The sequence below is a fragment of the Leptothrix discophora genome (assembly GCF_030705305.1).
In the GTDB taxonomy this organism is placed as follows: Bacteria; Pseudomonadota; Gammaproteobacteria; order Burkholderiales; family Burkholderiaceae_C; genus Sphaerotilus; species Sphaerotilus discophorus.
On sequence record NZ_JAUZEE010000001.1, the window covers coordinates 671234 to 693117 of the forward strand.

18 protein-coding genes are annotated in these 21884 nt (G+C 70.2%); 10 read left to right on the forward strand and 8 right to left on the reverse strand.

Features of this window, described 5'->3' with window-relative positions; genetic code table 11:
• Window positions 1–220 precede the first annotated feature (220 nt).
• Window positions 221–1924, forward strand: a complete 1704-nt coding sequence (locus tag Q8X39_RS03025) for a DNA ligase-like domain-containing protein (protein WP_305748128.1) — start codon at window positions 221–223, stop codon at window positions 1922–1924.
• Window positions 1925–2026: 102 nt separating this feature from the next.
• Here Q8X39_RS03025 and Q8X39_RS03030 read toward each other — a convergent pair whose 3' ends face one another.
• Window positions 2027–3751: an MFS transporter gene (locus tag Q8X39_RS03030; protein WP_305748129.1), complete on the reverse strand. Its 1725-nt coding sequence runs from the start codon at window positions 3749–3751 to the stop codon at window positions 2027–2029.
• Window positions 3752–3843: 92 nt separating this feature from the next.
• Window positions 3844–4812, reverse strand: a complete 969-nt coding sequence (locus Q8X39_RS03035; RefSeq protein WP_305748130.1) for a hypothetical protein — start codon at window positions 4810–4812, stop codon at window positions 3844–3846.
• A 402-nt stretch (window positions 4813–5214) separates the two neighbouring features.
• On the opposite strand from Q8X39_RS03035, the gene folE reads away from it, so the two are divergent.
• The 5 genes from folE to Q8X39_RS03060 all read left to right on the forward strand — a co-directional run bounded on the left by folE (window position 5215) and on the right by Q8X39_RS03060 (window position 9534).
• A complete protein-coding gene (gene folE, locus Q8X39_RS03040) occupies window positions 5215–5970 on the forward strand; it encodes a GTP cyclohydrolase I (protein WP_305748131.1) in 756 nt (251 codons plus the stop codon).
• Between the two features lie 71 nt (window positions 5971–6041).
• On the forward strand, window positions 6042–6467 hold the full coding sequence (locus Q8X39_RS03045) for a BLUF domain-containing protein (RefSeq protein ID WP_305748132.1): 426 nt from the start codon (window positions 6042–6044) through the stop codon (window positions 6465–6467).
• A gap of 68 nt (window positions 6468–6535) precedes the next feature.
• A complete protein-coding gene (locus Q8X39_RS03050; RefSeq protein ID WP_305748133.1) occupies window positions 6536–7003 on the forward strand; it encodes a MarR family winged helix-turn-helix transcriptional regulator in 468 nt (155 codons plus the stop codon).
• Window positions 6969–7844 (forward strand): DUF429 domain-containing protein, encoded by an 876-nt coding sequence (locus Q8X39_RS03055; RefSeq protein WP_305748134.1) that lies wholly within the window; start codon window positions 6969–6971, stop codon window positions 7842–7844. The genes Q8X39_RS03050 and Q8X39_RS03055 overlap by 35 nt, the downstream gene beginning before the upstream one ends.
• Before the next feature lie 157 nt (window positions 7845–8001).
• Window positions 8002–9534, forward strand: coding sequence for an alpha/beta hydrolase family protein (locus tag Q8X39_RS03060; RefSeq protein WP_305748135.1), 1533 nt, complete (start codon window positions 8002–8004; stop codon window positions 9532–9534).
• A 109-nt stretch (window positions 9535–9643) separates the two neighbouring features.
• On the opposite strand, the gene Q8X39_RS03065 is transcribed toward Q8X39_RS03060, so the two are convergent.
• From Q8X39_RS03065 to Q8X39_RS03090, 6 genes are all read right to left on the reverse strand, one after another.
• Entirely contained in the window at window positions 9644–10183 is a 540-nt protein-coding gene (locus tag Q8X39_RS03065) for an SRPBCC family protein (protein ID WP_305748136.1), read from the reverse strand.
• Window positions 10184–10215: 32 nt separating this feature from the next.
• Entirely contained in the window at window positions 10216–11484 is a 1269-nt protein-coding gene (locus Q8X39_RS03070) for a vWA domain-containing protein (RefSeq protein WP_305748137.1), read from the reverse strand.
• A 10-nt stretch (window positions 11485–11494) separates the two neighbouring features.
• Window positions 11495–12436, reverse strand: a complete 942-nt coding sequence (locus Q8X39_RS03075; protein WP_305748277.1) for an AAA family ATPase — start codon at window positions 12434–12436, stop codon at window positions 11495–11497.
• Between the two features lie 106 nt (window positions 12437–12542).
• Entirely contained in the window at window positions 12543–13331 is a 789-nt protein-coding gene (locus tag Q8X39_RS03080; RefSeq protein WP_305748138.1) for an FAD binding domain-containing protein, read from the reverse strand.
• 27 nt (window positions 13332–13358) lie between these two features.
• Complete coding sequence (locus tag Q8X39_RS03085; RefSeq protein WP_305748139.1) at window positions 13359–15710, reverse strand: xanthine dehydrogenase family protein molybdopterin-binding subunit; 2352 nt, start codon at window positions 15708–15710, stop codon at window positions 13359–13361.
• A gap of 54 nt (window positions 15711–15764) precedes the next feature.
• Window positions 15765–16235 (reverse strand): (2Fe-2S)-binding protein, encoded by a 471-nt coding sequence (locus tag Q8X39_RS03090; protein WP_305748140.1) that lies wholly within the window; start codon window positions 16233–16235, stop codon window positions 15765–15767.
• Between the two features lie 305 nt (window positions 16236–16540).
• On the opposite strand from Q8X39_RS03090, the gene Q8X39_RS03095 reads away from it, so the two are divergent.
• From Q8X39_RS03095 to Q8X39_RS03110, 4 genes are all read left to right on the forward strand, one after another.
• The gene (locus tag Q8X39_RS03095) at window positions 16541–17545 is read left to right on the forward strand and encodes an XdhC family protein (RefSeq protein ID WP_305748141.1); all 1005 of its coding nucleotides are present in this window, start codon (window positions 16541–16543) and stop codon (window positions 17543–17545) included.
• Between the two features lie 256 nt (window positions 17546–17801).
• Entirely contained in the window at window positions 17802–19946 is a 2145-nt protein-coding gene (locus tag Q8X39_RS03100) for a TonB-dependent receptor family protein (RefSeq protein ID WP_305748142.1), read from the forward strand.
• A gap of 7 nt (window positions 19947–19953) precedes the next feature.
• Entirely contained in the window at window positions 19954–20796 is an 843-nt protein-coding gene (locus Q8X39_RS03105) for a quinoprotein dehydrogenase-associated SoxYZ-like carrier (RefSeq protein WP_305748143.1), read from the forward strand.
• Window positions 20796–21848, forward strand: coding sequence for a quinoprotein relay system zinc metallohydrolase 1 (locus Q8X39_RS03110; protein WP_305748144.1), 1053 nt, complete (start codon window positions 20796–20798; stop codon window positions 21846–21848). Before Q8X39_RS03105 ends, Q8X39_RS03110 begins: the two co-directional genes overlap by 1 nt.
• The last annotated feature ends 36 nt before the right edge of the window (window positions 21849–21884 follow it).

The window sequence follows — 21884 nt, forward strand, 5'->3', positions numbered from 1 at the left end:
TGCCGGAGCCTGCTGGCGACCCGGAGCGCGAAAAATGTCTCGAAGCACTCTAGAACATTCGGTGACAGGTGTGCCGCATCACCCCCCGAACCGGGGGTGCGTGTCCTGCCCCACATCGGGTGCCGGCACCCGATGGCGCGGCTGCGATGCCACACGTCTGGCCGTCGGCGGCATCCATCCCCCTCGAATGGGTCAGATCAGCGGCCGCTAAGCTGCCGGCATGCACCGCTACGCCCGACTGATCGCCGCGCTCGATGCCGGCCTGGCACCCGACCCTGCGCGCACGCTGATCGCCGACCACCTGGCCGGACTCCCGCCCCGCGACGCCGCCTGGACGGTGCGCCTGCTGGGTGGCAAGGCGCTGCTGCACCCGGCCCTGCCGGTGCCCGTCCTGCGTGCGGCGGCCTTGCTGGCGAGCGGCCTGCCGCCCTGGCTGTTCGACCTCAGCCTGGACCGCGTCGGCGATCTGGCCGAGACCATCGCGCTGGTGCTGGACGAGGGGCCGGTGCGCGACCGCGCCTGCGCGCCGCCTGGCCTGGCCGACTGGATCGCGCACGCGCCGCAAGCCTGGTCGACCCTGCAGGGCGACGCGCAGGTCGAGCGCCTGGCCCGGGACTGGCAGGCGCTCGACGCGGACGTCCGGCCGGTCGCCATCGGCCTTTGCGCAGGCAGCCGCCGGCTGCGCCAGCCGGCGGCGCTGTTGCAGGGCGCCGTGGCCGACCTGGCCGGCCTGCCGCCGGGCGTGATCGCGCAACGCTGGGACACCTGGACGCGCCAGGCCGATCGGCCCTGGCCCGAAGCCTGGCAGGCGCTGGTCGATCCGATGGCCACCGACGCGTCCCCCACGCCGCCGCCCTTGCGGCCGTGGCAGCGGCTCGACCTGGGTGCGGCACCGATCGACACGCTCGCCCGGCTCGGTCCGGTGGACCGCTGGCGGGTGCGCCATCACCTGGGCGGGCTGCGTGTGCAGTTGGTCAGGCACCGCGGTCGGGCCCGCGTCTGGGGCGACGATCTGGCTTTGCTCGACGCCGCCTTCCCCGACCTGGTCACGGCGGCTTGCGCCTGGCCTGTGGACTGCGCGATCGAGGCCGAACTGCTGCCGGGCGATCCGGCTGCTGGCCTGCAGCCCCGCCTGGGCCGCGCCAAGGTCGGGCCGGCGCTGCTGCGGCGCACGCCGGTGCGGGTGCGCCTGCACGACCTGCTGTCGATCGACGGCCAGGACCTGCGCGGGCTTGCGCGAGGCCAACGGCTTCAACGGCTGCAGGTGCTGTTGAAAAGCGGTCTCCCGAGCCCACCCACGCTGTCCTGGCAGACCGCGGAAAACCTGCCAGCGCACGACTGGGACGAGGTCCTGCGCTGGCACCGCGGCTGTCGCGAACCGGGTGCGGCAGGGCTGCTGCTGTCGGGCCGTGACGACCCGCTCGACGAGACCTGGCTGCTGCCCGCCGAGCCCTTGACGGCGCGCGCACTGCTGCTCTATGCCCAGGCCGGCACCGGTCGGCATGCCGGGCGGTACGTCGACTGCACGCTGGCGGTCTGGAACCGCGCGCCGGTCGACGCCGACGAGGCTCGCGCGGTCATCGAGGCCATCGCCCGTCAGGAGCCGCCAGCGGCCGACGACGCGGGCTTGCGGCTGGTCACGCTGACCCGCACGATGGTCGGCCCGGACGACGCGACGCGCACACAGGTCGATCGGCACGTGCGCGCCGCCACCTTCATGCGTTACGGCCCGGTGCGCAGCGTGCGCCCGGACCTGCTGGTCGAGCTGGCCTTCGACACCATCGAGGCCAGCAGCCGCCACCGCAGCGGCGTGACGCTGCGTGCACCGCGCATGGTCCGGCTGCTGCCCGACCATGCGCCACACGAGGCCGCCGACCTGTGCGGCCTGCTGGCGGCACAGGCATCCGGGTCGGCGCAGCCCTGAAACGGCGCGCGGCGCGACCCGTGAGGGACGCGCCGCGCAGGTCCGGCCGAGGCCGGACGGCGGGAGATAGGGCTGAGATCAGCGACGTGATCAGCGACGAGATCAGCGACGCATGCGGTTCGGGTGCCAGTAGAGGAACTTGGCGTAGATGTCGACGTCCTTGGTCTCGCGCACGAACACCATGCCGATCACGAAGGTCGCCAGCGCGATCACCACCGGGTACCAGAGGCCGTGATAGATGTTGCCGTTCTGGGCCACCATGGCGAAGGCGATGGTGGGCATCAGGCCACCGAACCAGCCGTTGCCGACGTGGTAGGGCAGGCTCATCGAGGTGTAGCGGATGCGGGTCGGGAACAGCTCGACCAGCGTCGCGGCGATCGGGCCGTAGACCATGGTCACGTAGATCACCAGCACGGTCAGGATCAGCACGATCTCGAACTTGGCGATCTTCTCCGGGTCGGCCTTGGTCGGGTAGCCGGCGGCCACCATGCCTTCGGACAGCGCCTTGCGGAAGCTGGCAATTTGCGCGGCGGACTCGGCACTGAACTGGTTGCGCTCGGCGTTGAGCGTCGCGGTCGGCACCTCGATGCGCTGCTCGGCGATCAGCACGTGGGCCGTGGTGCCGGCCTCGGCGGCCCGGTTGCTGTAGCTGGCCGAGGCCTGCGCCAGGCTGCGCTTGGCGATGTCGCACGCGCTGGTGAAGTCGATCTCGCGGGCGATCGGGCTGCCCTGGAAGGAGCAGGTGGCCGGGTCGGCGACGACCACGATCTGTGCGCCGGCCTGGGCCCGGGCCAGGTCAGGATTGGCCGCCTGCGTCAGTGCCTTGAACAGCGGGAAGTAGGTCACGGCGGCCAGCAGCAGGCCGGCCATGATGATCGGCTTGCGGCCGATGCGGTCCGACACGGTGCCGAAGATCACGAAGAACGGCGTGCCCAGCAGCAGGGCCAGCGCGACGAGGATGTTGGCGGTCGAGGCATCGACCTTCAGCACGCTGGTCAGGAAGAACAGCGCATAGAACTGGCCCGTGTACCAGACCACTGCCTGGCCGGCGACCAGGCCGAACAGGGCCAGCAGGATGATGCGCAGGTTCTTCCACTCGCCGAAGCATTCGGACAGCGGCGCCTTCGACAGCTTGCCCTCGTCCTGCATCTTCTGGAAGGCCGGCGATTCGCTCATCGACAGGCGGATCCAGACCGAGATGCCCAGCATCACGATCGAGATCAGGAAGGGCACGCGCCAGCCCCAGTCGGAGAAGCTCGCCTCGCCCAGGATCGATCGGGTGCCCAGGATCACGATCAGCGACAGGAACAGACCGAGCGTCGCGGTGGTCTGGATCCAGGCCGTGAAGGCGCCGCGCTTGCCCTGCGGCGCATGCTCGGCTACATAGGTTGCCGCGCCGCCGTACTCGCCGCCCAGGGCCAGGCCCTGCGCCAGTCGCAGCACGATCAGGATCGCGGGCGCCGCCACGCCGATCGTGGCGTAGGCCGGCAGGATGCCCACCAGGAAGGTCGAGCCGCCCATGATCAGGATGGTGACCAGGAAGGTGTACTTGCGGCCGATCATGTCGCCCAGGCGGCCAAAGAACAGCGCGCCGAAGGGTCGCACGATGAAGCCGGCCGCGAAGGCCAGCAACGCGAAGATGAAGGCGGAGGTCGGGTCCAGGCCCGAGAAGAACTGCCGCGCGATGATGCTGGCCAGCGCGCCGTACAGGTAGAAGTCATACCACTCGAAGACGGTGCCCAGCGAGGACGCGAAGATCAGCTTGCGCTCCTCGGTGGTCATCGGCTGGTGGCCGTCGTCGAACTTGCTTTCAGAGAAATCGGCCATGTTCAGGCTCCAGGATCGGTCTGCTGCCGGGGGACAGCCGGCAGCGGTGGGCGTTCATCGGGCACCGGCGCTGCGCGCGGCGCGCTCGGGGTTCACATCGAGGCCATCAGGCGCTTGGGCGAGAACTGGCGTGCCTCGGGCAGGCTTTCGGCACCCGCGATCGCACGCTGCAGGATCTGGTCGGCACCGACGCGGCCAAAGGCCTCGTTGAGCGCCGCGTACATCACCTTGGTCAGCTCGGCCAGGTCGGCGTGCTGGCCTTGCAGCTGCCAGTCGTGCTGGCGGGCACGACCCCAGGCGTCCTTGAACTGGGTCTGCACGGCGGCGCCGACCTTCGAGCGGGCCAGGGTCTTGAGCGCGTCGCGCTGGACCTCGTCCAGCGCATCGCGGTGGAAGGCATAGACCTCGCTGACCAGCGTGCGCATCACCGCGCCAAAGACCACCGGCGGTTCGGTCGCGACCGGTGCCTCGGCCGGCGGCGCCACCGGTGCGGCAGGCTGGGCGGCGGCCATCGCGGCGGCGGCAGGCGCGACCCAGCCGGGCGGCAGCTGCTCGGGCTGCGCGTAGATCGGCTGACCGTTGGGCGCATAGCCCAGGATCGGCGGCTGGCCATAGCCTGGCGGGCTCATCGGCTGAGCCAGCCCTTGTGGCGCCATGCCAGGTTGCGGATAGCCGGGCGGATAGACCGGCGGCTGCGCATACATCGGCGCAGGCTGCGCTTGCCAGTAGGGCTGGGCAACCGGCGGCGCCGCGTAGACCGGCGCCGGCGCGGGTGCCGCAGGACGAAGCGCCTGCATCGCCGGCCACGGGTCGATCGGCAGGCGCTCCTCGGGCTCGCGCAGGGCCTTGTAGAAGTCGTTGTAGAGCCGGCGGCAGGTGGCCGCGTCCAGCATGTGCTGGCGCGCCAGCGCGTCGACCGCGCGGATGATGTCGGACACCGCATCGCCGCGCATGCTGTCCTGCAACTGCCAGAGCGCCTGGAGCAGCGAGTTCTCGTCCAGCACGGGGGACAGCACCGCGACGGCGGCGCGGCGGCGTTGGGCCTGGGGGTCGAGGGCCATGGACTCAGGCTCCCTTCCGGTGGATGGGTGAGGACGGGGGCCGACCGGTGCGGTCGACCAGCGGGGCGAATGGCGGTGGGTGCATGCGTTCTCCGGGCGGGCATGTCTGCTGCATGCCTGGGTTGACGTGCCGGGCATGGGCCCGATTCGTTGACCCGAGTCTGTGCCGGATCGATGCTTTGCATGCTGACGACCCCCCGCACTTGCAGGGGCGGTGAGCCGGAAAAATCACCGCCCCAGGCCCGTTAAATCGCCCCGCGTCGCCTGCACCCCACGACCGATGGCGCATCCGATGAGCCACCCGGCGCCTCAGCCCCGCGCCTGCGCCGGTCGGAGGGCCACTGATAGCATCCGGCCAGACGTTTGCCGAACCCTCGGGCAGACCGCACCGAAGCCCACGACATGTCCAACACCTCCTTCCTGCCCGATCTGGACCGAAGCTCCGACGCCGAGGCCGACGCGAACGTCGCCGCCGGTGGCCTGCCGGTCTCGCAGCGCATCCGCGCGCGCATCAAGGCGGCCCAGCGGCGCTTCCATGCCAACGACAACATCGCCGACTTCATCCACGAGGGTGAACTCGACGCCCTCGTCGACGAGGTCCAGGCCAAGATGGCCTGCGTGCTCTCCAGCCTGGTGATCGACACCGAGAGCGATCACAACACCCAGGACACCGCCCGACGGGTGGCCAAGATGTACGTGCGCGAGGTCTTCAAGGGCCGTTACGTGGCAGCCCCTGCGACCACCGAGTTCCCCAACGTCGAGCACCTCAACGAGCTGATGATCGTCGGCCCGATCACCGTGCGCAGCGCCTGCTCGCACCACCTCTGCCCGATCGTCGGCCAGCTGTGGATCGGCGTCATGCCCAACGAGCACTCCAACCTGATCGGCCTGTCGAAGTACGCCCGCCTGGCCGACTGGATCATGAGCCGGCCGCAGATCCAGGAAGAGGCCGTCACCCAGGTCGCCGACCTGCTGCAGTCCAAGATGCAGCCCGACGGCCTGGCCGTCGTGATGGAAGCCGACCATTTCTGCATGGGCTGGCGCGGCGTCAAGGACATGGACTCCAAGATGATCAACAGTGTCATGCGCGGCTCCTTCCTGAAGGACGCCAACCTGCGGCGCGAGTTCCTGTCGCTGCTGCACCGCAAGAAGTCCTGAACCCTCCAGCTGTTCTGCCCCGTCCCCTTCCCCTTCCCCTTCCCCTCACCGAACACGACCGAAAGCCCGACATGCTCGTCCGACTGCTCTACGCCAGCCGCGCCGATTCGGTCACCTCCGACCTGATCGATGCCATCCTGGCCCGATCGCGGGTGACCAACCCGGCCCTGGGCATCACCGGCATCCTGTGCCACGGCGGCGACGTCTTCATGCAGGTGCTCGAAGGCGGCCGCGAGCCGGTCAACCAGCTCTACAACCGCATCGCGGGTGATCCGCGTCACAAGGACGTGACGCTGCTGCACTACGCCGAGATCGCCGAGCGGCGCTTCTCCGGCTGGACCATGGGCCAGGTCAACCTCGCGCGCATCAACCCGTCGATCGTGCTGAAGTACAGCGAGCGCCCGGTGCTGGACCCCTTCTGCGTGCCCGGCCCGGTGTCGATGGCGATGCTCGAAGAGCTGATCGCGACCGCCTCCATCGTCGGCCGCGCCTGCTGATCCGGCGGGCGTCCAGCGGCCTCAGGGGCGGCTACGATCCGGCGCCCCTGCTTCTTCCGACGTCCCCGATGGTCGACTCGACGCCACGTCCCTATCTCCAGGTCCAGCCCGGCTACCTCGTGCGCCGCCTCCAGCAGGCCGCCGTTGCGCTCTTCATGGCGCAGACCGCCGAACAGGCGCTGACCCCGGTGCAGTTCGCCGCCATGATCGCGACCCACGAACAGCCCGGCCTGGACCAGCGCACGCTGGCCGATTCGATCGGCTTCGACACCTCGACGATCGGCGGCGTGATCGACCGCCTGGAGCGGCGTGGCCTGATCCAGCGCAACCTCGCCCCGCATGACCGCCGCGTGCGCCTGCTGACGCTGACCCCCGCCGGCGAACAGCTGCTCGCCGAGGTGCTGCCCGGCGTCAAGGCGACCCAGGAACTGATCCTCGCGCCGCTGCCCGAGGCCGATCGGCCGGTCTTCATGGCCATGCTGCACAAGCTGGTCGAAGGCCATGCCGGCGTGCCACCGGGCAGCGCCGGCGACTGATCCCGCCCGCACCGTGACGCCGCGCCTGATCGGGGTCGACTTCAGCAGCCGGCCGACCCGGCGCAAGCCCATCGTCGTCGCCGAAGGTGTGCAGCACGGCGACGAGGTCCGCCTGACCGGCCTGCGGTCCTGCCCGGACGAATCCACCTTCCTCGCCCTGTTGCGCGAGCCCGGTCCCTGGCTCGGCGGCTTCGACCTGCCCTTCGGCCTGCCCCGCGAGCTGGTCGAGACCCTGGGCTGGCCGACCGACTGGCCCGCGCTGATGCGCCACTACCTGGCGCTGGACCGCGCCACCATCCGCGCCACCTTTGCGGCCTTCTGCGATGCCCGACCGCCGGGCGGCAAGTTCGCGCACCGTGCCTGCGACGGGCCGGCCGGCTCCTCGCCGTCGATGAAGTGGGTCAACCCGCCGGTCGCGTACATGCTGCATGCCGGCGTGGCGGCCCTGCTGGCGGCGGGCTGCGCGCTGCCGGGCCTGCACCCGGGCGATCCGGACCGCGCCGCGCTGGAGGCCTATCCCGGCCACCTCGCCCGGGCGCTGATCGGGCGGACGTCCTACAAGAGCGACGACCCCGCGCGCCAGACGCACGAGCGCACCGACGCGCGCGCTCTGCTGGTCAACCGACTCCAGGCCGGTGCGCCCACGCTGGGCCTGCGCCTGGTGGTCGACCCGCCGACGCGCCAGCGCCTGATCGACGAGCCCCAGGGCGACGCGCTCGACGCGGTCCTGTGCCTGATGCAGGCAGCCTGGACGCTTGGCCGCCCGCGAAACGGTTGGCCCGAGGGCGTCGACCCGCTCGAAGGCTGGATCGCCGCCGTGCCGGCGCAGCCGCAGGCCTGAACGACGCCGGCGCAGGCGTCCGCGCGGGCGGCATGCTTTTCGTCGTCACGAGCCGACGTTGAAGGGTTTCCACCATTTGTGACGTTTGGGTAACGGGCCGGATACTGATCGAAATAGCACGGTCGTGCTATTCATTTCATCCAGCCGACGCCCATCCATGCGCCCTACCCGTTTCATCCCCGGCCTGCTCGCCGCCGCCGCCCTGCTGACCCTGGCCGCCTGCGGTGGCGGGGGGGACAGCAGCGATGTGACGATCAACCTGTCGAACGACCGCGGGTCGATCCAGCGCAACCCGCCGACGCAACTGGCGAGCCTGACGGCGGCGCAGTTCACGGCCCAGTTGCGGGGCTCCGCGCAAGGCCAGCAGCTGCTGCAACTCGCAGGCGTCAACCTGGCCGATCCCGCTGCCACGCTGCCTTGTGGCCTGGACCTGCGCTACATCCAGTACGGCACCGTCGGTGGCGCCGGCGAGAAGACCAACGCCACCGGGGCTCTGCTGATCCCCACCGGCGGCACCGGCTGCAGCGGCGCTCGGCCGATCGTCCTTCATGCCCACGGCACGACCACCGCGAAGGACTACAACATCGCGCTGCTGGGCAGCACGACCAACGCGGCCGGCGGCGAGGCTGGCCTGATCGCGGCCCTCTATGCGGCCCAGGGCATGATCGTCGTGGCACCGAACTACGCCGGCTACGAGAACTCGGCACTGAGCTACCACCCGTACCTCAACGCCGACCAGCAGTCCAAGGACATGATCGACGCGCTGTCGGCTGGACGGCAGGCGGTCGCGAAGATCGCCAACGGCACCAGCGACAGCGGCAAGCTGCTGATCACCGGCTATTCCCAAGGCGCACATGTCGCGATGGCGACCGCCAAGGCGCTGCGCCTTGCCGGTCAGCCCGTGACGGCCGTTGCCGGTGGCAGCGGGCCCTACGCCCTCGCCAAGTTCGCGGACGCGATTTTCGGCGGCAGCCCCATCGTCGGTGGCACGCTGTTCGCGCCCCTGCTGACCACCAGCTGGAAGCGTTCGTATGGCGACATCTACCAGGCGGCGGGCGATGTCTACAACACAGCCTATGCGACCGGAATCGAGACGCTGGTGCCGTCGACCTTGACCCAGCAGGCGCTGTTCACGACCGGAAAGCTGCCGCAGGCCGCCCTGTTTGACACCGACGCTGCGGCGTTCGGGCTGGCTTCGGCGTCCTTCCAGCCCTTGTTCGGCGCACCTGGGAGCGGCCTGATCAAGACCACCTACGCCAACGCCGTCCTGGCCGATGCAGCCGCCAATCCCTGCAACGCTGCATCGCCTGCTGCCTGTGTCACGAACCACCCGCTGCGTGCACGCGCCAAGCAGAACGATCTGCGCGGTGGCTGGGCGCCGGCCTTCCCGGTCTTCATGTGCGGCGGCGCCAACGATCCGACCGTGTTCTACGTCAACACGCAATTGCAGGCCGCCTGGTTCGGCACGTTGCCGCTGCCCACGGGAACCGTGACCACGCTGGACCTGGAGACCGCACCGACCGGCGGCACCGATCCCTTCGCAGCGGCCAAGGTCGGCTTCCAGACGGCCATCGCCGGCATCACCGGCGGTGCAACGGCCGTGGCACAGAACTACCACGCCACGGTTGCGCCTTTCTGCACCGCATCGACGGCCGGTTTCTTCCGCTCCGTGCTGGCCGCAACGCCCTGATGGGACGACGCCGGCATGTGCCGGCCTCAAACGCAAAAGGCCGGCTCGCGCCGGCCTGAACCGAAAAAGGCCGGCTCACGCCGGCCTTTGTCATGGAAAGGCGAGGGGCTTAGGCCTTGCCCACCAGCTTCTTGAACCAGCCCTTCTTCTCGTCCTCGGCCGGTGCGGCCTCGCCTTCGGCGACGGCTTCGACCGGCGGGGCGTGGCGTTCGGTCAGGGCGGCGTTGAACTTCTCGAAGAAGTCGCGGGCCATCTTGGCGGCCGCCATGTCGACCAGGCGCGAGCCGATCTGCGCGATCTTGCCGCCGACCGTCGCGTGCACGCTGTAGGTCAGCAGGGTCTCGTTCTCGCCCTGCGCGCTCAGCCTCACCTGGGCCGTGCCCTTGCCATGACCGGCCGCGCCGCCCTGGCCCTCGAAGGCGAGCTGGTAGGACACCGGCGCGACGAAGTCGCTGATGTGCAGCTTGCCCTTGAACTTGGCCTTGACCGGGCCGATCGCGGCCACGACCACGACCTCGTACTGGTTCTCGCCGACCGTCTCGATGCCCTCGCAGCCGGGGATGGCCTGCTGGATCAGGCTCATGTCGTTGAGGCTCTCCCAGGCGATGGCCTGGGACACGGGCAAGGTCTGGGTGTTCTCGAGTTGCATGGCGTGTGCTCTGGGGAAGTGAAGGAAGAAGGTCAGGTGCCGCTCAGCCGTGCGCCGTCCTGCAGTGCCTGCAGGAACTCGCCGCGCGAGGGCGGGATGCGGTGGCTCGCCGGCCGGGCCAGCAGCCGGGCCAGGTCGGCCAGGCTGTCCAAGTTGTGGGCGCTCATGAATTCGTCGACGTGCGGCAGCATGGCCCGGATGCCGGCCGCGCGCGGCTCGAAGGCGTCGTAGCGCAGCAGCGGGTTGAGCCAGACCAGCCGGCGACAGCTGCGCGCGAGCCGGTCCATCTCGAAGGACAGCGCCGCCGTGTCGCCGTGCTCCAGGCCGTCGGTGACCAGCAGCACGGTCGCATTGCCGCGCAGCACGCGGCGGGCCCAGCGGCGGTTGAAGGCATGCAGGCAGGCGCTGATGCGGGTGCCACCGGCCCAGTCCTGCACCGCGTGGCTGACCTGGCCCACGGCCAGGTCCGGGTCGCGCTGGCGCATCAGCCGGGTCGTGTGGGTCAGTCGGGTGCCGAAGACGAAGCTCTCGACCCGCGCATCGGCATGGCCCAGCGCATGGGTGAAGTGCAGCAGCATGCGCGAGTAGCGGCTCATCGAGCCGGAGATGTCGGCCAACACGACCAGCGGCGCCGGCTCGACGCGCGGGCGTCGCCAGCGCATGTCCCAGACCGAGCCGCCCTGGCGGGCCATCGCCTGCATCGTGGCGCGCCAGTCGGCCCGACCGGGCGCGTGGGCGCGGGCCTGTCGACGCGTCGGCAGCGGCTCGACGAACCGCACCAGCTTGTGCAGCAGCCGTTTGGCGTCGCGCCATTCCTCGGCCGTCATGGTCTCGAAGTCGGTGTGGCGCAGCACCTCCTGCTCGTTCCAGGTCAGCGAGGCATCGATCTGGATCTCGTCCTCGGCCGGCCGGTCCTTCGGCGGCGGCGACGGCGGCTGGGTGTTCGGGAAGAAGGCGGCCGCCAGGCGATGGTGCTCGGGTGGCGGTGGCAACGAGCCGTTCAGGTCGACCTTGGGCAGCAGCAGCGCGCGCATGCGGCCCTCGAGGTCGGGGTTCTTCCAGAAGATGTGGAAGGCCTGGTCGAACAGCAGGCGGTGTTCGGCCCGGTCGATCAGCGTGGCGCTGAGCGCCGCATGGAAATCGCGCCGGCTCTCCATTCCGCCCAGGCGCAGGGCGGTCAGGGCCAGCTCGATGCGCCCGGTGCCCACCGGGATGCCGGCCGCACGCAGCACGCGGGCGAAGTGCATGACGTTCTCGGCCAGGTGGCCGGCCAGCGCGTCGGCTTGCGGGACAGGCAGCATGGCGCGACGCTCAGGCCCGCGCCGCTTCCTGCAGGCCGCGGGCGGCCACGCGGGCTTCCTCCAGCAGGCGGGCGGCTTCGCTGCCCTGCACGCGCTGGATGTCGTCCTGGTACTTCAGCAGCACGCCCAGGGTCTGCTGGACGAGTTCGGGGTCCAGCACCATCGCGTCGAGTTCCAGCAGCGCGCGGCTCCATTCCAGCGTCTCGGCGATGCCGGGCAGCTTGTAGAGGTCGAGCTTGCGCAGGCCCTGGATGAAGGCGACGATCTCGCGCGCCAGCTCGCGGCCGATCCTGGGCAGGCGGGCCTCGAGGATCTGCAGTTCGCGCTTGACGGTCGGGAAATCGACCCAGTGGTAGAGGCAGCGGCGCTTGACCGCGTCGTGGATCTCGCGGGTGCGGTTGGACGTCAGCACGACGATCGGAGGCTCCTTGGCCTGCACCGTGCCGAGTTCGGGAATCGTGATCTGGAAGTCCGACAGGACCTCCAGCAGGAAGGCCTCGAAGGGCTCGTCGGCCCGGTCGAGTTCGTCGATCAGCAGCACCGGCGCGACCGGGTTGGCCGGGTCGATGGCCTGCAGCAGCGCGCGCTTGATCAGGAAGCGCGACGAGAAGAGATCGGCGGCCAGCGCATCGCGGTCGGCAGGCCGGCCCTGTCCGCCCTGGGTGCCGGCTTCGGCCAGGCGGATCTCCATCATCTGGCGGGCGTAGTTCCATTCGTAGGCCGCGCCGGCTAGGTCCAGGCCCTCGTGGCACTGCAGCCGGATCAGCGGCCGACCCAGCATCGTCGCCAGGGTCTTGGCGATCTCGGTCTTGCCGGTGCCCGGCTCGCCTTCCAGCAGCACCGGACGCTGGAGCTTGAGGGCGAGGTAGATCACCGTGGCGAGCGAGCGTTCGGGCACATAGCCCAGCGCGAGCAGGCAGGCCTGCGTGTCGTCGATGCTGCTGGGCAGCATGCCGACGGGGCTGCGGCCCAGCCGGTCGGCCAGGTTGCCCGGGCCGTTCAGGCCGATCGGTCCGCCCGCATCGCTCACCACGGTGTCGTTCATCGCGGCTCCGGACTCAGGCGGCCGCGACGGCGCGCGAGGCCAGCACCGGGATCAGCGCGGCGCGGTACTCGGCCGAGCCGTGCAGGTCGCCGTTCAGGCCGTCGGCGGGGACGCTGACGCCCGAGGCCGCCGCCGCCGACCAGTCGGCCGCCAGCGCGGCCTCGATGTCGGTGGCGCGGAACACGCACGCACCGGCACCGGTGACCGCCACGCGGGTGCCTTGCGGGCCCTGGCTGACGAACACGCCGACGATCGAGAAGCGCGAGGCCGGTTGCTTGAACTTCTGCCATGCGGCCTTGGCCGGGATCGGGAAGCTCACCGAGGTGATGACCTCGCCGGCTTGCAGCGCCGTCTCGTACAGGCCGACGAAGAAGTCGTCGGCGGCGATGCTGCGGCGGTCGGTGTGGACCGTCGCGCCCAGGCCCAGCACGGCGGCCGGATAGCAGGCTGCCGGGTCGTTGTTGGCCAGGCTGCCGCCGATGGTGCCGCGGTTGCGGACCTGGCGATCGCCAATGCGGCTGGCCAGGTCGGCCAGCGCGGGTATGGCCTTCTGGACCTCGGCCGAAGCCGCGACCGTGGCGTGGGTGGTCATCGCGCCGAGGGTGACGCTGCCATCGGCGACGCGGATGCCGCGCAGGTCGGCCAGCGCGCCGAGGTCGACCAGCGCCGCGGGCGCGGCCAGGCCGAGCTTCATCGAGGCCAGCAGCGACTGGCCGCCGGCAACGATCTTGGCGTCATCGGCTGCGGCCGCGCGGGCGGCGTCGGCCACGGAGGACGGGGTGTGGTACGCGAATGCTTGCATGGGGTTGTCTCCTGTCGTCCTCGGGACTCAGTTCGCGCCGCGGGCGGCTTGCCAGACGGCGTAAGGCGTCGCGGGCATCGGCACGTCCTTGACGCCCAGGGCATCGCAGACCGCGTTGATGACCGCCGGTGGCGTGCCGATGGCACCGGCCTCGCCGCAGCCCTTCACGCCCAGCGGGTTGTGGGTGCAGGGCGTGCCCTTGGCGGTCTCGACCATCAGGCTGGGCAGGTCGTCGGCGCGCGGCATGGCGTAGTCCATGTAGCTGCCGGTCAGCAGCTGGCCGGTTTCCTCGTCGTAGATGGCGTGCTCGAGCAGCGCCTGGCCCACGCCCTGGGCGATGCCGCCATGCACCTGACCCTCGACGATCATCGGGTTGACGACGTTGCCGAAGTCGTCCACCGCCGTGAAGCGGTCGATCCGGGTGGTGCCGGTCGCGGGGTCGATCTCGACCTCGCAGATGTAGGCGCCGGCCGGGTAGGTGAAGTTGCTCGGATCGTAGAACGCGTTCTCGTTCAGGCCCGGCTCCAGCTTGTCGTGCGGGAAGTTGTGCGGCACGTAGGCCGTCAGCGACACCTGCGCGAAGGGGATGGACTTGTCGGTGCCGGCGACCTTGAAGTTGCCGTTCTCGAAGACCACGTCGGTGTCGGCCGCTTCCATCAGGTGGGCCGCGATCTTCTTGCCCTTGGCGATCACCTTGTCCAGCGCCTTGACGATGGCGGTGCCGCCCACGGCCAGCGAGCGCGAACCGTAGGTGCCCATGCCGAACAGCACCTTGCTGGTGTCGCCGTGGACGATGTCGATGTCGTCCATCGGGATGCCGAGCTTCTCGGCCACGACCTGCGCGAAGGTCGTCTCGTGGCCCTGGCCATGGCTGTGCGAGCCGGTGAACACCGTGACCTTGCCGGTCGGGTGGACACGCACCTCGCCGGCCTCGAACAGGCCGGCACGGGCGCCGAGCGCGCCAGCGACGGCCGACGGCGCGATGCCGCAGGCCTCGATGTAGCAGCTGTGGCCCAGGCCGCGCTTGAGGCCCTTGGCCTCGGAGGCCGCACGGCGCGCGGCGAAGCCGGCCACGTCCGCCAGTTCCTCGGCGCGCTTCAGGGTGGCGAAGAAGTCGCCGGTGTCGTAGGTCAGGCCGACCGGCGAGGCGTACGGGAACTCGGTGATGAAGTTGCGGCGCCGCAGCTCGGCCGGTGCGATGCCCATCTCCTTGGCGGCCGTCTCGACGATGCGCTCGAGCAGGTAGGTCGCCTCCGGACGGCCGGCGCCGCGGTAGGCGTCGACCGGCGAGGTGTTGGTGAACACCGCGTTGATCTCGGCGTAGATCTTGGGCGTCCGGTACTGGCCGGCCAGCAGCGTGGCGTGCAGGATGGTCGGGATGCAGGTCGAGAAGGTCGACAGGTAGGCGCCCAGGTTGGCCGTGGTCGTGGCACGCAGCGCCAGGAAGTGGCCGTCCTTGTCCAGGGCCAGCTCGGCCAGCGAGTCGTGGTCACGGCCGTGCGCGTCCGACAGGAAGGCCTCGCCCCGCTCGCAGGTCCACTTGATCGGGCGGTTGACCTGCTTGGAGGCCCAGACCAGCGCGGTCTCCTCGCCGTACAGGTAGATCTTGGCGCCGAAGCCGCCGCCGACATCCGGGGCCACCACGCGCATCTTGTGCTCGGGAATGCCCAGCACGAAGGCGCACATCAGCAGGCGCTCGACGTGCGGGTTCTGGTTGCTGACGTAGAGCGTGTAGTGGTCGTCCGCACGGCTGTACGACGCGTTGGCCGCACGCGGCTCCATCGGGTTGGGCGCCAGGCGGTTGTTCTTGAACTTCAGCGTGGTGACGTGGGCGGCGGTCTTGAACGCCTCGGTCACGCCGTCCTTGTCGCCGATGCCCCAGAGGTAGCACTGGTTGTTCGGTGCCTCGTCGTGCACGGCGGCCGGCGCGGTCAGCGCCTTGGCCGGGGTGATGACGGGGGTCAGCTCCTCGTACTCGACCTCGATCAGCTCGGCCGCGGCCTTGGCCTGGTCCAGCGTCTCGGCCACGACCAGCGCGACGCGGTCGCCGACGTAGCGCACCTTGCCGTCGGCCAGCACCGGATGCTTGGGCTCCTTCATCGGCGAGCCGTCGATGTTGTTGATCAGCCAGCCGCAGGGCAGGCCGCCGACGGCCTTGAAGTGCTCGCCGGTGAACACGCCGACGACGCCCGGTGCGGCGGCTGCCGCGGCGGTGTCGACCTTCAGCAGGCGGGCGTGCGCATACGGCGAGCGCAGGAAGTAGCCAAAGGTCTGGCCAGGCAGGGTGATGTCGTCGGTGTACTGGCCGCGACCGGTCAGGAAACGTGCGTCTTCACGACGGACGACCGACTGACCGATGAATCCTTGACGTGCGTTCATGCAATGTGCTCCGGTGGATGTCGACTGGGTTGTTCCGTGGCGGATCAGGCCGGGTCAGGCCTTCATCGCCTCGGCGCCCACGAACACCGCCTTGACGATGTTCTGGTAACCGGTGCAGCGGCAGAGGTTGCCTTCCAGGGCCTCGCGGACCTGCGCATCGCTGTGGCAGCCGTGGTGCTGCACCAGGTCGACCGCGCTCATCACCATGCCCGGGGTGCAGAAGCCGCACTGCAGGCCGTGGCACTGGTTGAAGGCGGCCTGCATCGGGTGCAGCGTGCCGTCGGCGGCGGCCAGGCCCTCGATGGTGGTGACCTGCTTGCCGGCGGCCTGGGCGGCCAGCATGGCGCAGCTCTTCACCGCGCGGCCGTCGACGTGCACGGTGCAGGCACCGCACTGCGAGGTGTCGCAACCGACGTGGGTCCCGGTCAGCTGCAGCGTCTCGCGGATGAACTGGACCAGCAGGGTCTGAGGCTCAACGTCGCGCGTCACGTCGCGGCCGTTGACCTGAAGGGTGATCGTCGTCATGGGGGTGTCTCCTCGTGGGTCTGGTGGTCGACCGACCTTCCGCGGGCGCGCTGCGACACCCCTTTCCGGCCTTCAACTCGAGGCGCATCCTATGCAGCACGGGCGTTCGCATCCGCCTGTCGCGATTCCCTATGAAGCGCCGCGCATAGCACGCGCTCGGCAAGGCCCTTCATAGGGGTAGAAGAGACGTCGGCGACAACATGACGCCGCAGTAAGGTGCAACCCGCGCCCTCCGTACCCTCTGCCGCGATTCTTCGGCAGCGCGCCCCGCGCCGCCTGACCCCCGACCTCAGCCCCGACACGCCATGGACAACATCGACCTCCAGATCCTTCGCCAGGTGCAGAACTGGCGCGCCTCAGGACACCGCGTGGTGCTGGGCACGATCATCCGGACCTGGGGCTCGGCGCCGCGCCCGATCGGCTCGGTCGTGGCGGTGCGCGACGACGGCCAGATCGCCGGCTCGGTCTCCGGCGGCTGCATCGAGGACGACCTGATCGAGCGTGTCCGCGAGGGCGCGCTGCTGGCCGACACCCCGCGCACCGTGCGCTACGGCGTCTCCGGCGACGAGGCCGCGCGCTTCGGCCTGCCCTGCGGCGGCACGATCGAGCTGGTGCTGGAGCCGGTGCTGCCGCACAGCGGCATCGAGGTCCTGCTCGAACGCCTGGCCAGCGGCCGCCGGGTGCGTCGCACGCTCGACTTCCTCACCGGCGCGGTCACGCTGACCGAGGCCGAGCCGGGCGACACGCTGACCTTCGACGGCCAGACGCTGGTCAGCACGCATGGCCCGGGCTGGCGCCTGATCGTCATCGGTGCCGGCCAGATGACGCAGTTCCTGGCCGAGATGGGCCGGGCGCTCGACTACCAGGTCTTCATCATCGACCCGCGCCCCGAGTACGCCGACGGCTTCGAGGTCGCCGGCTGCCAGCTCGTGCGCGAGATGCCCGACGACGCGCTGGTGGCGCTGTCGCTGGACGCGCACTGCGCCGTCATCGCCCTGACCCACGACCCCAAGCTCGACGACCTGGCGCTGATGGAGGCGCTGCGCTCGCCGGCCTTCTACGTCGGCGCGATCGGCTCGCGCCTGAACCAGGCCAAGCGCAAGCAGCGCCTCGGCGAGCACTTCGGCCTGACCGAGGCCGAACTCGGCCGCCTGCACGGCCCGGTCGGCATCAAGAACGGTGCCCGCACGCCGCCGGAAATCGCGGTGGCCATCCTGGCCGAGGTGACCGGCGTGCGCTACGGCTACCGCATCCCCGAACCCGTCTCGGTCGGCGGTGCGGCGGGTGTCGAGGCCGGTTGCATGGCCTGATGGCCAGCACCGGCGGCCGGTCGACCCGGCGCCGGGCCGCACCGCTGTCCCGCGTTGGAACACGTCGACTGCTCCAGCGTGAACGATCGGTTCCAGAGGCCGCGCTGTCCGCCGCGGCTGCGGTCGACCTGTCGCCCGCGTGACGGTGTCCGAGCGGGTTAATGCGAACTGGCCGCAGCCGGCTGGCCTCGCGAACATTCGACTCGCTCGCTCAAGGTCATCCGCACCTTCGATCCCACACGCCATGACACATCCGATGCCCACGCACCCGCTCTCCCGTCCCCGCCTGTCGCCGCTGACCCTGGCCGTTCACGCCACGCTGGCGCTGTCCGCGGCCGCGACGCTGCCGGTTGCCCAGGCCCAGGAGGCCGAACGCCTGGAAAGCGTCGTCATCACCGGCTCGACCCGCGAACAGAAGCTGGTCGACGCGCCCTACGCGATCAGCGCCGTCGGCAGCGAGGCGCTGCGCGCAGCCGGCCCGATGGTCAACCTGTCCGAGGCCCTGCAATCGGTGCCCGGCCTGGTGGTCGCCAACCGCAACAACTACGCCCAGGACCTGCAGATCAGCTCGCGCGGCTTCGGCGCCCGCGCCGGCTTCGGCGTGCGCGGCATGCGCCTGTACGCCGACGGCATCCCGGCGACGATGCCGGACGGCCAAGGTCAGGTGGCGCATTTCGACCTGGCGGGCGCGGATCGGGTGGAGGTGCTTCGGGGGCCGTTCTCGGCGCTGTATGGCAACAGCTCGGGCGGCGTCATCGCGGCGTGGTCCAAGCCCGTGCGTGATCGCAGCTTCGAGGTCGGCGTCGACGCCGGCAGCTCCGGCCTGCGCCAACAGCGCGTGGCGTTCCAGTCACCGTTCGACGGCGGCTTCTCGATCGCGGCCAACTTCTCCAGCTTCGAGATCGACGGCTTCCGCCCGCAGAGCGACGCCGACCGACGCCTCGCCAACATCCGCCTGGGCTGGGTGGGCGAGGACGACCGCGTCACGCTCGCCATCAGCGACCAGCATCAGCGTGCCAACGACCCACTCGGCCTGACGCGCACCCTCTTTAACCAGAATCCAGACCAGACTGCGGTCCAGGCCACGAACTTCAAGACCCGCAAGACCATCGACCAGACGCAGGCCGGCCTGAGCTGGCTGCACCAGATCGGCGGCGACAGCGCCTTGCAGTCGACCCAGGTCAGCACCTACATGGGGGAGCGGTCGGTCTTCCAGATGTTGTCGACGACGGTGGGTGCGCAGGCGCCAGCCTCAAGCGGCGGCGGCGTCATCGACTTCGATCGTCGCTACGCCGGCATTGACGGACGCCTCAACTGGAAGCTAGGCGACGGCGATTTGGTGACGGGCTTCAACCTTGAACAGCAACGTGACGACCGCAAGGGCTACGAGAACTTCACCAGCAATCCGACCGTCACCGGCGTTGTCGGCACGTTGCGGCGCGACGAAACCAACAAGGCCATGTCGCGCGAGGCGTATGCCCAGTACGAGTTGCCGCTTGCTCCCCATTGGCAGGTGATCGCCGGCGTGCGAACCGGCAAGGTCCGCCTGTCCAATGACGATCACTACGTCGTCCTCAACCCGGACGACAGCGGCTCGCTGGACTTCAGCTACACCAACCCCGTTTTCGGTCTGCGCTGGCAGCCCGACCAGACCTTGACACTGCACGCCAGCGTATCGCGCGGATACGAGTCGCCGACGCTCGGCGAAGTGGCCTACAGCGTGGACGCGCAGGGCAGCCCGACGACTGGCTTCAACAAGGCGCTTTCGGCACAGAGCAGCCGGCAACTGGAACTGGGTGCCAAGTGGCGTCCGACGCAGGACTACGCGATCGACGCGGCAGTCTTCAGCATCGCCACCAGCAACGAGATCGGCGTGAACACGAACTCGGGTGGCCGCAGCACGTTCAAGAATGTTGGCGACACCTTGCGGCAGGGCTTCGAGCTGTCGCAGCGCTGGCGTCACAGCCCCAACCTTCGCGGCCAGCTGGCCTTGACCGTGCTTAACGCGAGCTACCGCACCGGTGCTATCGATGGCAACAAGATCGCCGGCACGCAGCCATCCAGCCTGTTCGCGGAGATCGCCTGGAAGACCTGGCCGGGTGGCGAATGGGGCTTCGAGGTCCGCGGTCAGGGTCGAACCGCACTGAACGACAGCAACCAGGACTCGCCCGGCACGGCTGGCGGCGGCTTCGCGGCCGGCTGGGGCATCGCCAACTTGCGTTACCTGCATACCTGGGACATCGGCAATGACGCCAAGCTGGAACTTCTGACGCGCGGCGACAACCTGGCTGACCGGCGCTACGCCGGCAGCGTGATCGTGTCGGAAGCCCAGCAGCGTTATTTCGAGCCGGCCCCCGGCCGCAGCGGCCTCGTCTCCCTGCGCTACCTCCGCAAGTTCTGACCCGCCCATGCGACCACCGCCCTCTTTCACCCGTCGCCATCTGATCCGGCTGGCCACCGCTGGTGCCGCCCTGGCCCAGGCCTTGGCCCTGGTCGGCCCGGTGCATGCGGCCGACGCGTTCGAGGGCGATCCCTTCCAGTCCCATCCCTGGCCCGACATGCGCCGCGAGTACCTCGGCGCCGGGCCGGTGGTCTGGGACGAACGGGTGCAGGTCAGCGGGCCGGCCTTCGCGGAGGACCCGATGAACGTGCCGGTGTCGGTCGCCGTCGACGGCCTGGACGGTATCGAGCGCATCGTCATCCTGGTCGACCGCAACCCCATCCGCAAGGTGCTGGAGTACCAGCCGCTGGCGGCCCTGCCGCGCGTGTCCTTCCGCTTCAAGCTCGAGCAGGCCAGCCCCGTGCGGGCAGCGGTGCGCACGCGCGACGGGCGCTGGCATGTCGGCGGCGCCTGGGTCGATTCGTCCGGCGGTGGCTGCACCGTCTCCGGCGCGACGCGCAAGGACGGCAGCTGGTCGCGCACGCTCGGCAGCGTCAGCGCCCGCATGTTCGAGCGCAGCGAGGCGCCCGGCAGCGCGGCCGACAGCGTCGCGCTGGATGCCGGCTCGCGCATCCGTGTGCGTGTCATGCACCCGATGGACACCGGCCTGGTGGCTGGCGTGCCGGCCTTCTACCTGAGCCGCCTGACGCTGCGCGACGGCCAGGACCGCGAGCTGCTGCGTCTTCAGCCCTTCGAGCCGGTCAGCGAGAACCCGGTCTTCTCCTTCGACTTCCCGACCCGCCCGACCGGCCCGCTGCGGCTGGTCGGCGTGGACAACAACGGCAACCGCATCGACAGCCGGATCGAATGATGCGTGCCGCCCTTCGACTGGCCGCCGTCACGGCCACCCTGTTTGCGCTCGCCAGCGGCGGCGTCGTGGCACAGCCGGCGCCGATGTCGGCACCGATGACCGAGCGGATCACCGCGCCGTCCGAGCCTCCCCGTGTCGACATGGCCCGGCTCGACCTCGGCCTGCGGGCCCGCGCGCTGGCCGACGGCGTGTACGTCATCGAGGGCGCCAACGCCGACTTCAGCCCGGCCAACGGCTGCAACATCATCAACACCGGTTTCATCGTCACGGACGCGGGCGTGGTCGTGGTCAACACCGGCCCGAGCAGGCGCTACGGCGAGCAGCAGCGCGCGCTGATCGAGCGGACCACCGGCCAGCCCGTCGTGCAGGTCGTTCACCTCAACCTGCATCCGGACTACTTCCTCGGCAACCAGGCCTATGCCGACCTGCCGCGCCGCGCGACCGAGGCCACCCGGGCCGGCATGGCGCGCGAGGCGGCGGCCTACGAGACCAACCTCTACCGCCTGTGCGGCGACTGGATGAAGGGCACGCAGGCCCTGCTGCCGGACGCCGGACCGGCCACGAGCCTCGACGCCGCCGCGTCGGCCGGCGTGCTGCGCATCGGCGGGCGCGAGCTGCTGCTGCAGGAGCTGCGCGGCCATACCGATTCGGACCTGGTCCTGATCGACCGCCGCAGCGGCGTCGCCTTCATCGGCGGCCTGGCCTTCGCCGACCGCATCCCGACGACGCCGCATGCCCGCATCGACGACTGGCTGGCCAGCCTCACCACGCTGGCCGCCACGCTGAAGGCGGCCGACGCCCGCGTGATCGTCCCCAGCCACGGCCCGGTCCGCGCCGACACCTCCGCCCTCTTCCAGACCCGCGACTACCTGCGCTGGCTCGACCATCGCCTGCGCACATCCGCCCGCAACGGCCTCGAACTCGCCGAGGTCCTGAAGCTCCCCGTCCCCGCCCCGTACAAGGACTGGGCCGCCGTCCAGACCGAATACCTGCGCAACGTGGTGCACCTGTTTCCAGGGCATGAGCAGGCGGTGCTGGGGGCGGCACGCTGAACCTGCGCACCGGCCTGTCCCGGATGCCACGAAGCC

Excerpts from the sequence above, each read along its gene's own strand:
- Q8X39_RS03025 (WP_305748128.1), top strand. The coding sequence starts at position 221 with ATGCACCGCTACGCCCGACTGATCGCCGCGCTCGATGCCGGCCTGGCA.
- Q8X39_RS03030 (WP_305748129.1), bottom strand. The coding sequence starts at position 3,751 with ATGGCCGATTTCTCTGAAAGCAAGTTCGACGACGGCCACCAGCCGATG.
- Q8X39_RS03035 (WP_305748130.1), bottom strand. The coding sequence starts at position 4,812 with ATGGCCCTCGACCCCCAGGCCCAACGCCGCCGCGCCGCCGTCGCGGTG.
- folE (WP_305748131.1), top strand. The coding sequence starts at position 5,215 with ATGTCCAACACCTCCTTCCTGCCCGATCTGGACCGAAGCTCCGACGCC.
- Q8X39_RS03045 (WP_305748132.1), top strand. The coding sequence starts at position 6,042 with ATGCTCGTCCGACTGCTCTACGCCAGCCGCGCCGATTCGGTCACCTCC.
- Q8X39_RS03050 (WP_305748133.1), top strand. The coding sequence starts at position 6,536 with ATGGTCGACTCGACGCCACGTCCCTATCTCCAGGTCCAGCCCGGCTAC.
- Q8X39_RS03055 (WP_305748134.1), top strand. The coding sequence starts at position 6,969 with ATGCCGGCGTGCCACCGGGCAGCGCCGGCGACTGATCCCGCCCGCACC.
- Q8X39_RS03060 (WP_305748135.1), top strand. The coding sequence starts at position 8,002 with ATGCGCCCTACCCGTTTCATCCCCGGCCTGCTCGCCGCCGCCGCCCTG.
- Q8X39_RS03065 (WP_305748136.1), bottom strand. The coding sequence starts at position 10,183 with ATGCAACTCGAGAACACCCAGACCTTGCCCGTGTCCCAGGCCATCGCC.
- Q8X39_RS03070 (WP_305748137.1), bottom strand. The coding sequence starts at position 11,484 with ATGCTGCCTGTCCCGCAAGCCGACGCGCTGGCCGGCCACCTGGCCGAG.
- Q8X39_RS03075 (WP_305748277.1), bottom strand. The coding sequence starts at position 12,436 with ATGCTGCCCAGCAGCATCGACGACACGCAGGCCTGCCTGCTCGCGCTG.
- Q8X39_RS03080 (WP_305748138.1), bottom strand. The coding sequence starts at position 13,331 with ATGCAAGCATTCGCGTACCACACCCCGTCCTCCGTGGCCGACGCCGCC.
- Q8X39_RS03085 (WP_305748139.1), bottom strand. The coding sequence starts at position 15,710 with ATGAACGCACGTCAAGGATTCATCGGTCAGTCGGTCGTCCGTCGTGAA.
- Q8X39_RS03090 (WP_305748140.1), bottom strand. The coding sequence starts at position 16,235 with ATGACGACGATCACCCTTCAGGTCAACGGCCGCGACGTGACGCGCGAC.
- Q8X39_RS03095 (WP_305748141.1), top strand. The coding sequence starts at position 16,541 with ATGGACAACATCGACCTCCAGATCCTTCGCCAGGTGCAGAACTGGCGC.
- Q8X39_RS03100 (WP_305748142.1), top strand. The coding sequence starts at position 17,802 with ATGCCCACGCACCCGCTCTCCCGTCCCCGCCTGTCGCCGCTGACCCTG.
- Q8X39_RS03105 (WP_305748143.1), top strand. The coding sequence starts at position 19,954 with ATGCGACCACCGCCCTCTTTCACCCGTCGCCATCTGATCCGGCTGGCC.
- Q8X39_RS03110 (WP_305748144.1), top strand. The coding sequence starts at position 20,796 with ATGCGTGCCGCCCTTCGACTGGCCGCCGTCACGGCCACCCTGTTTGCG.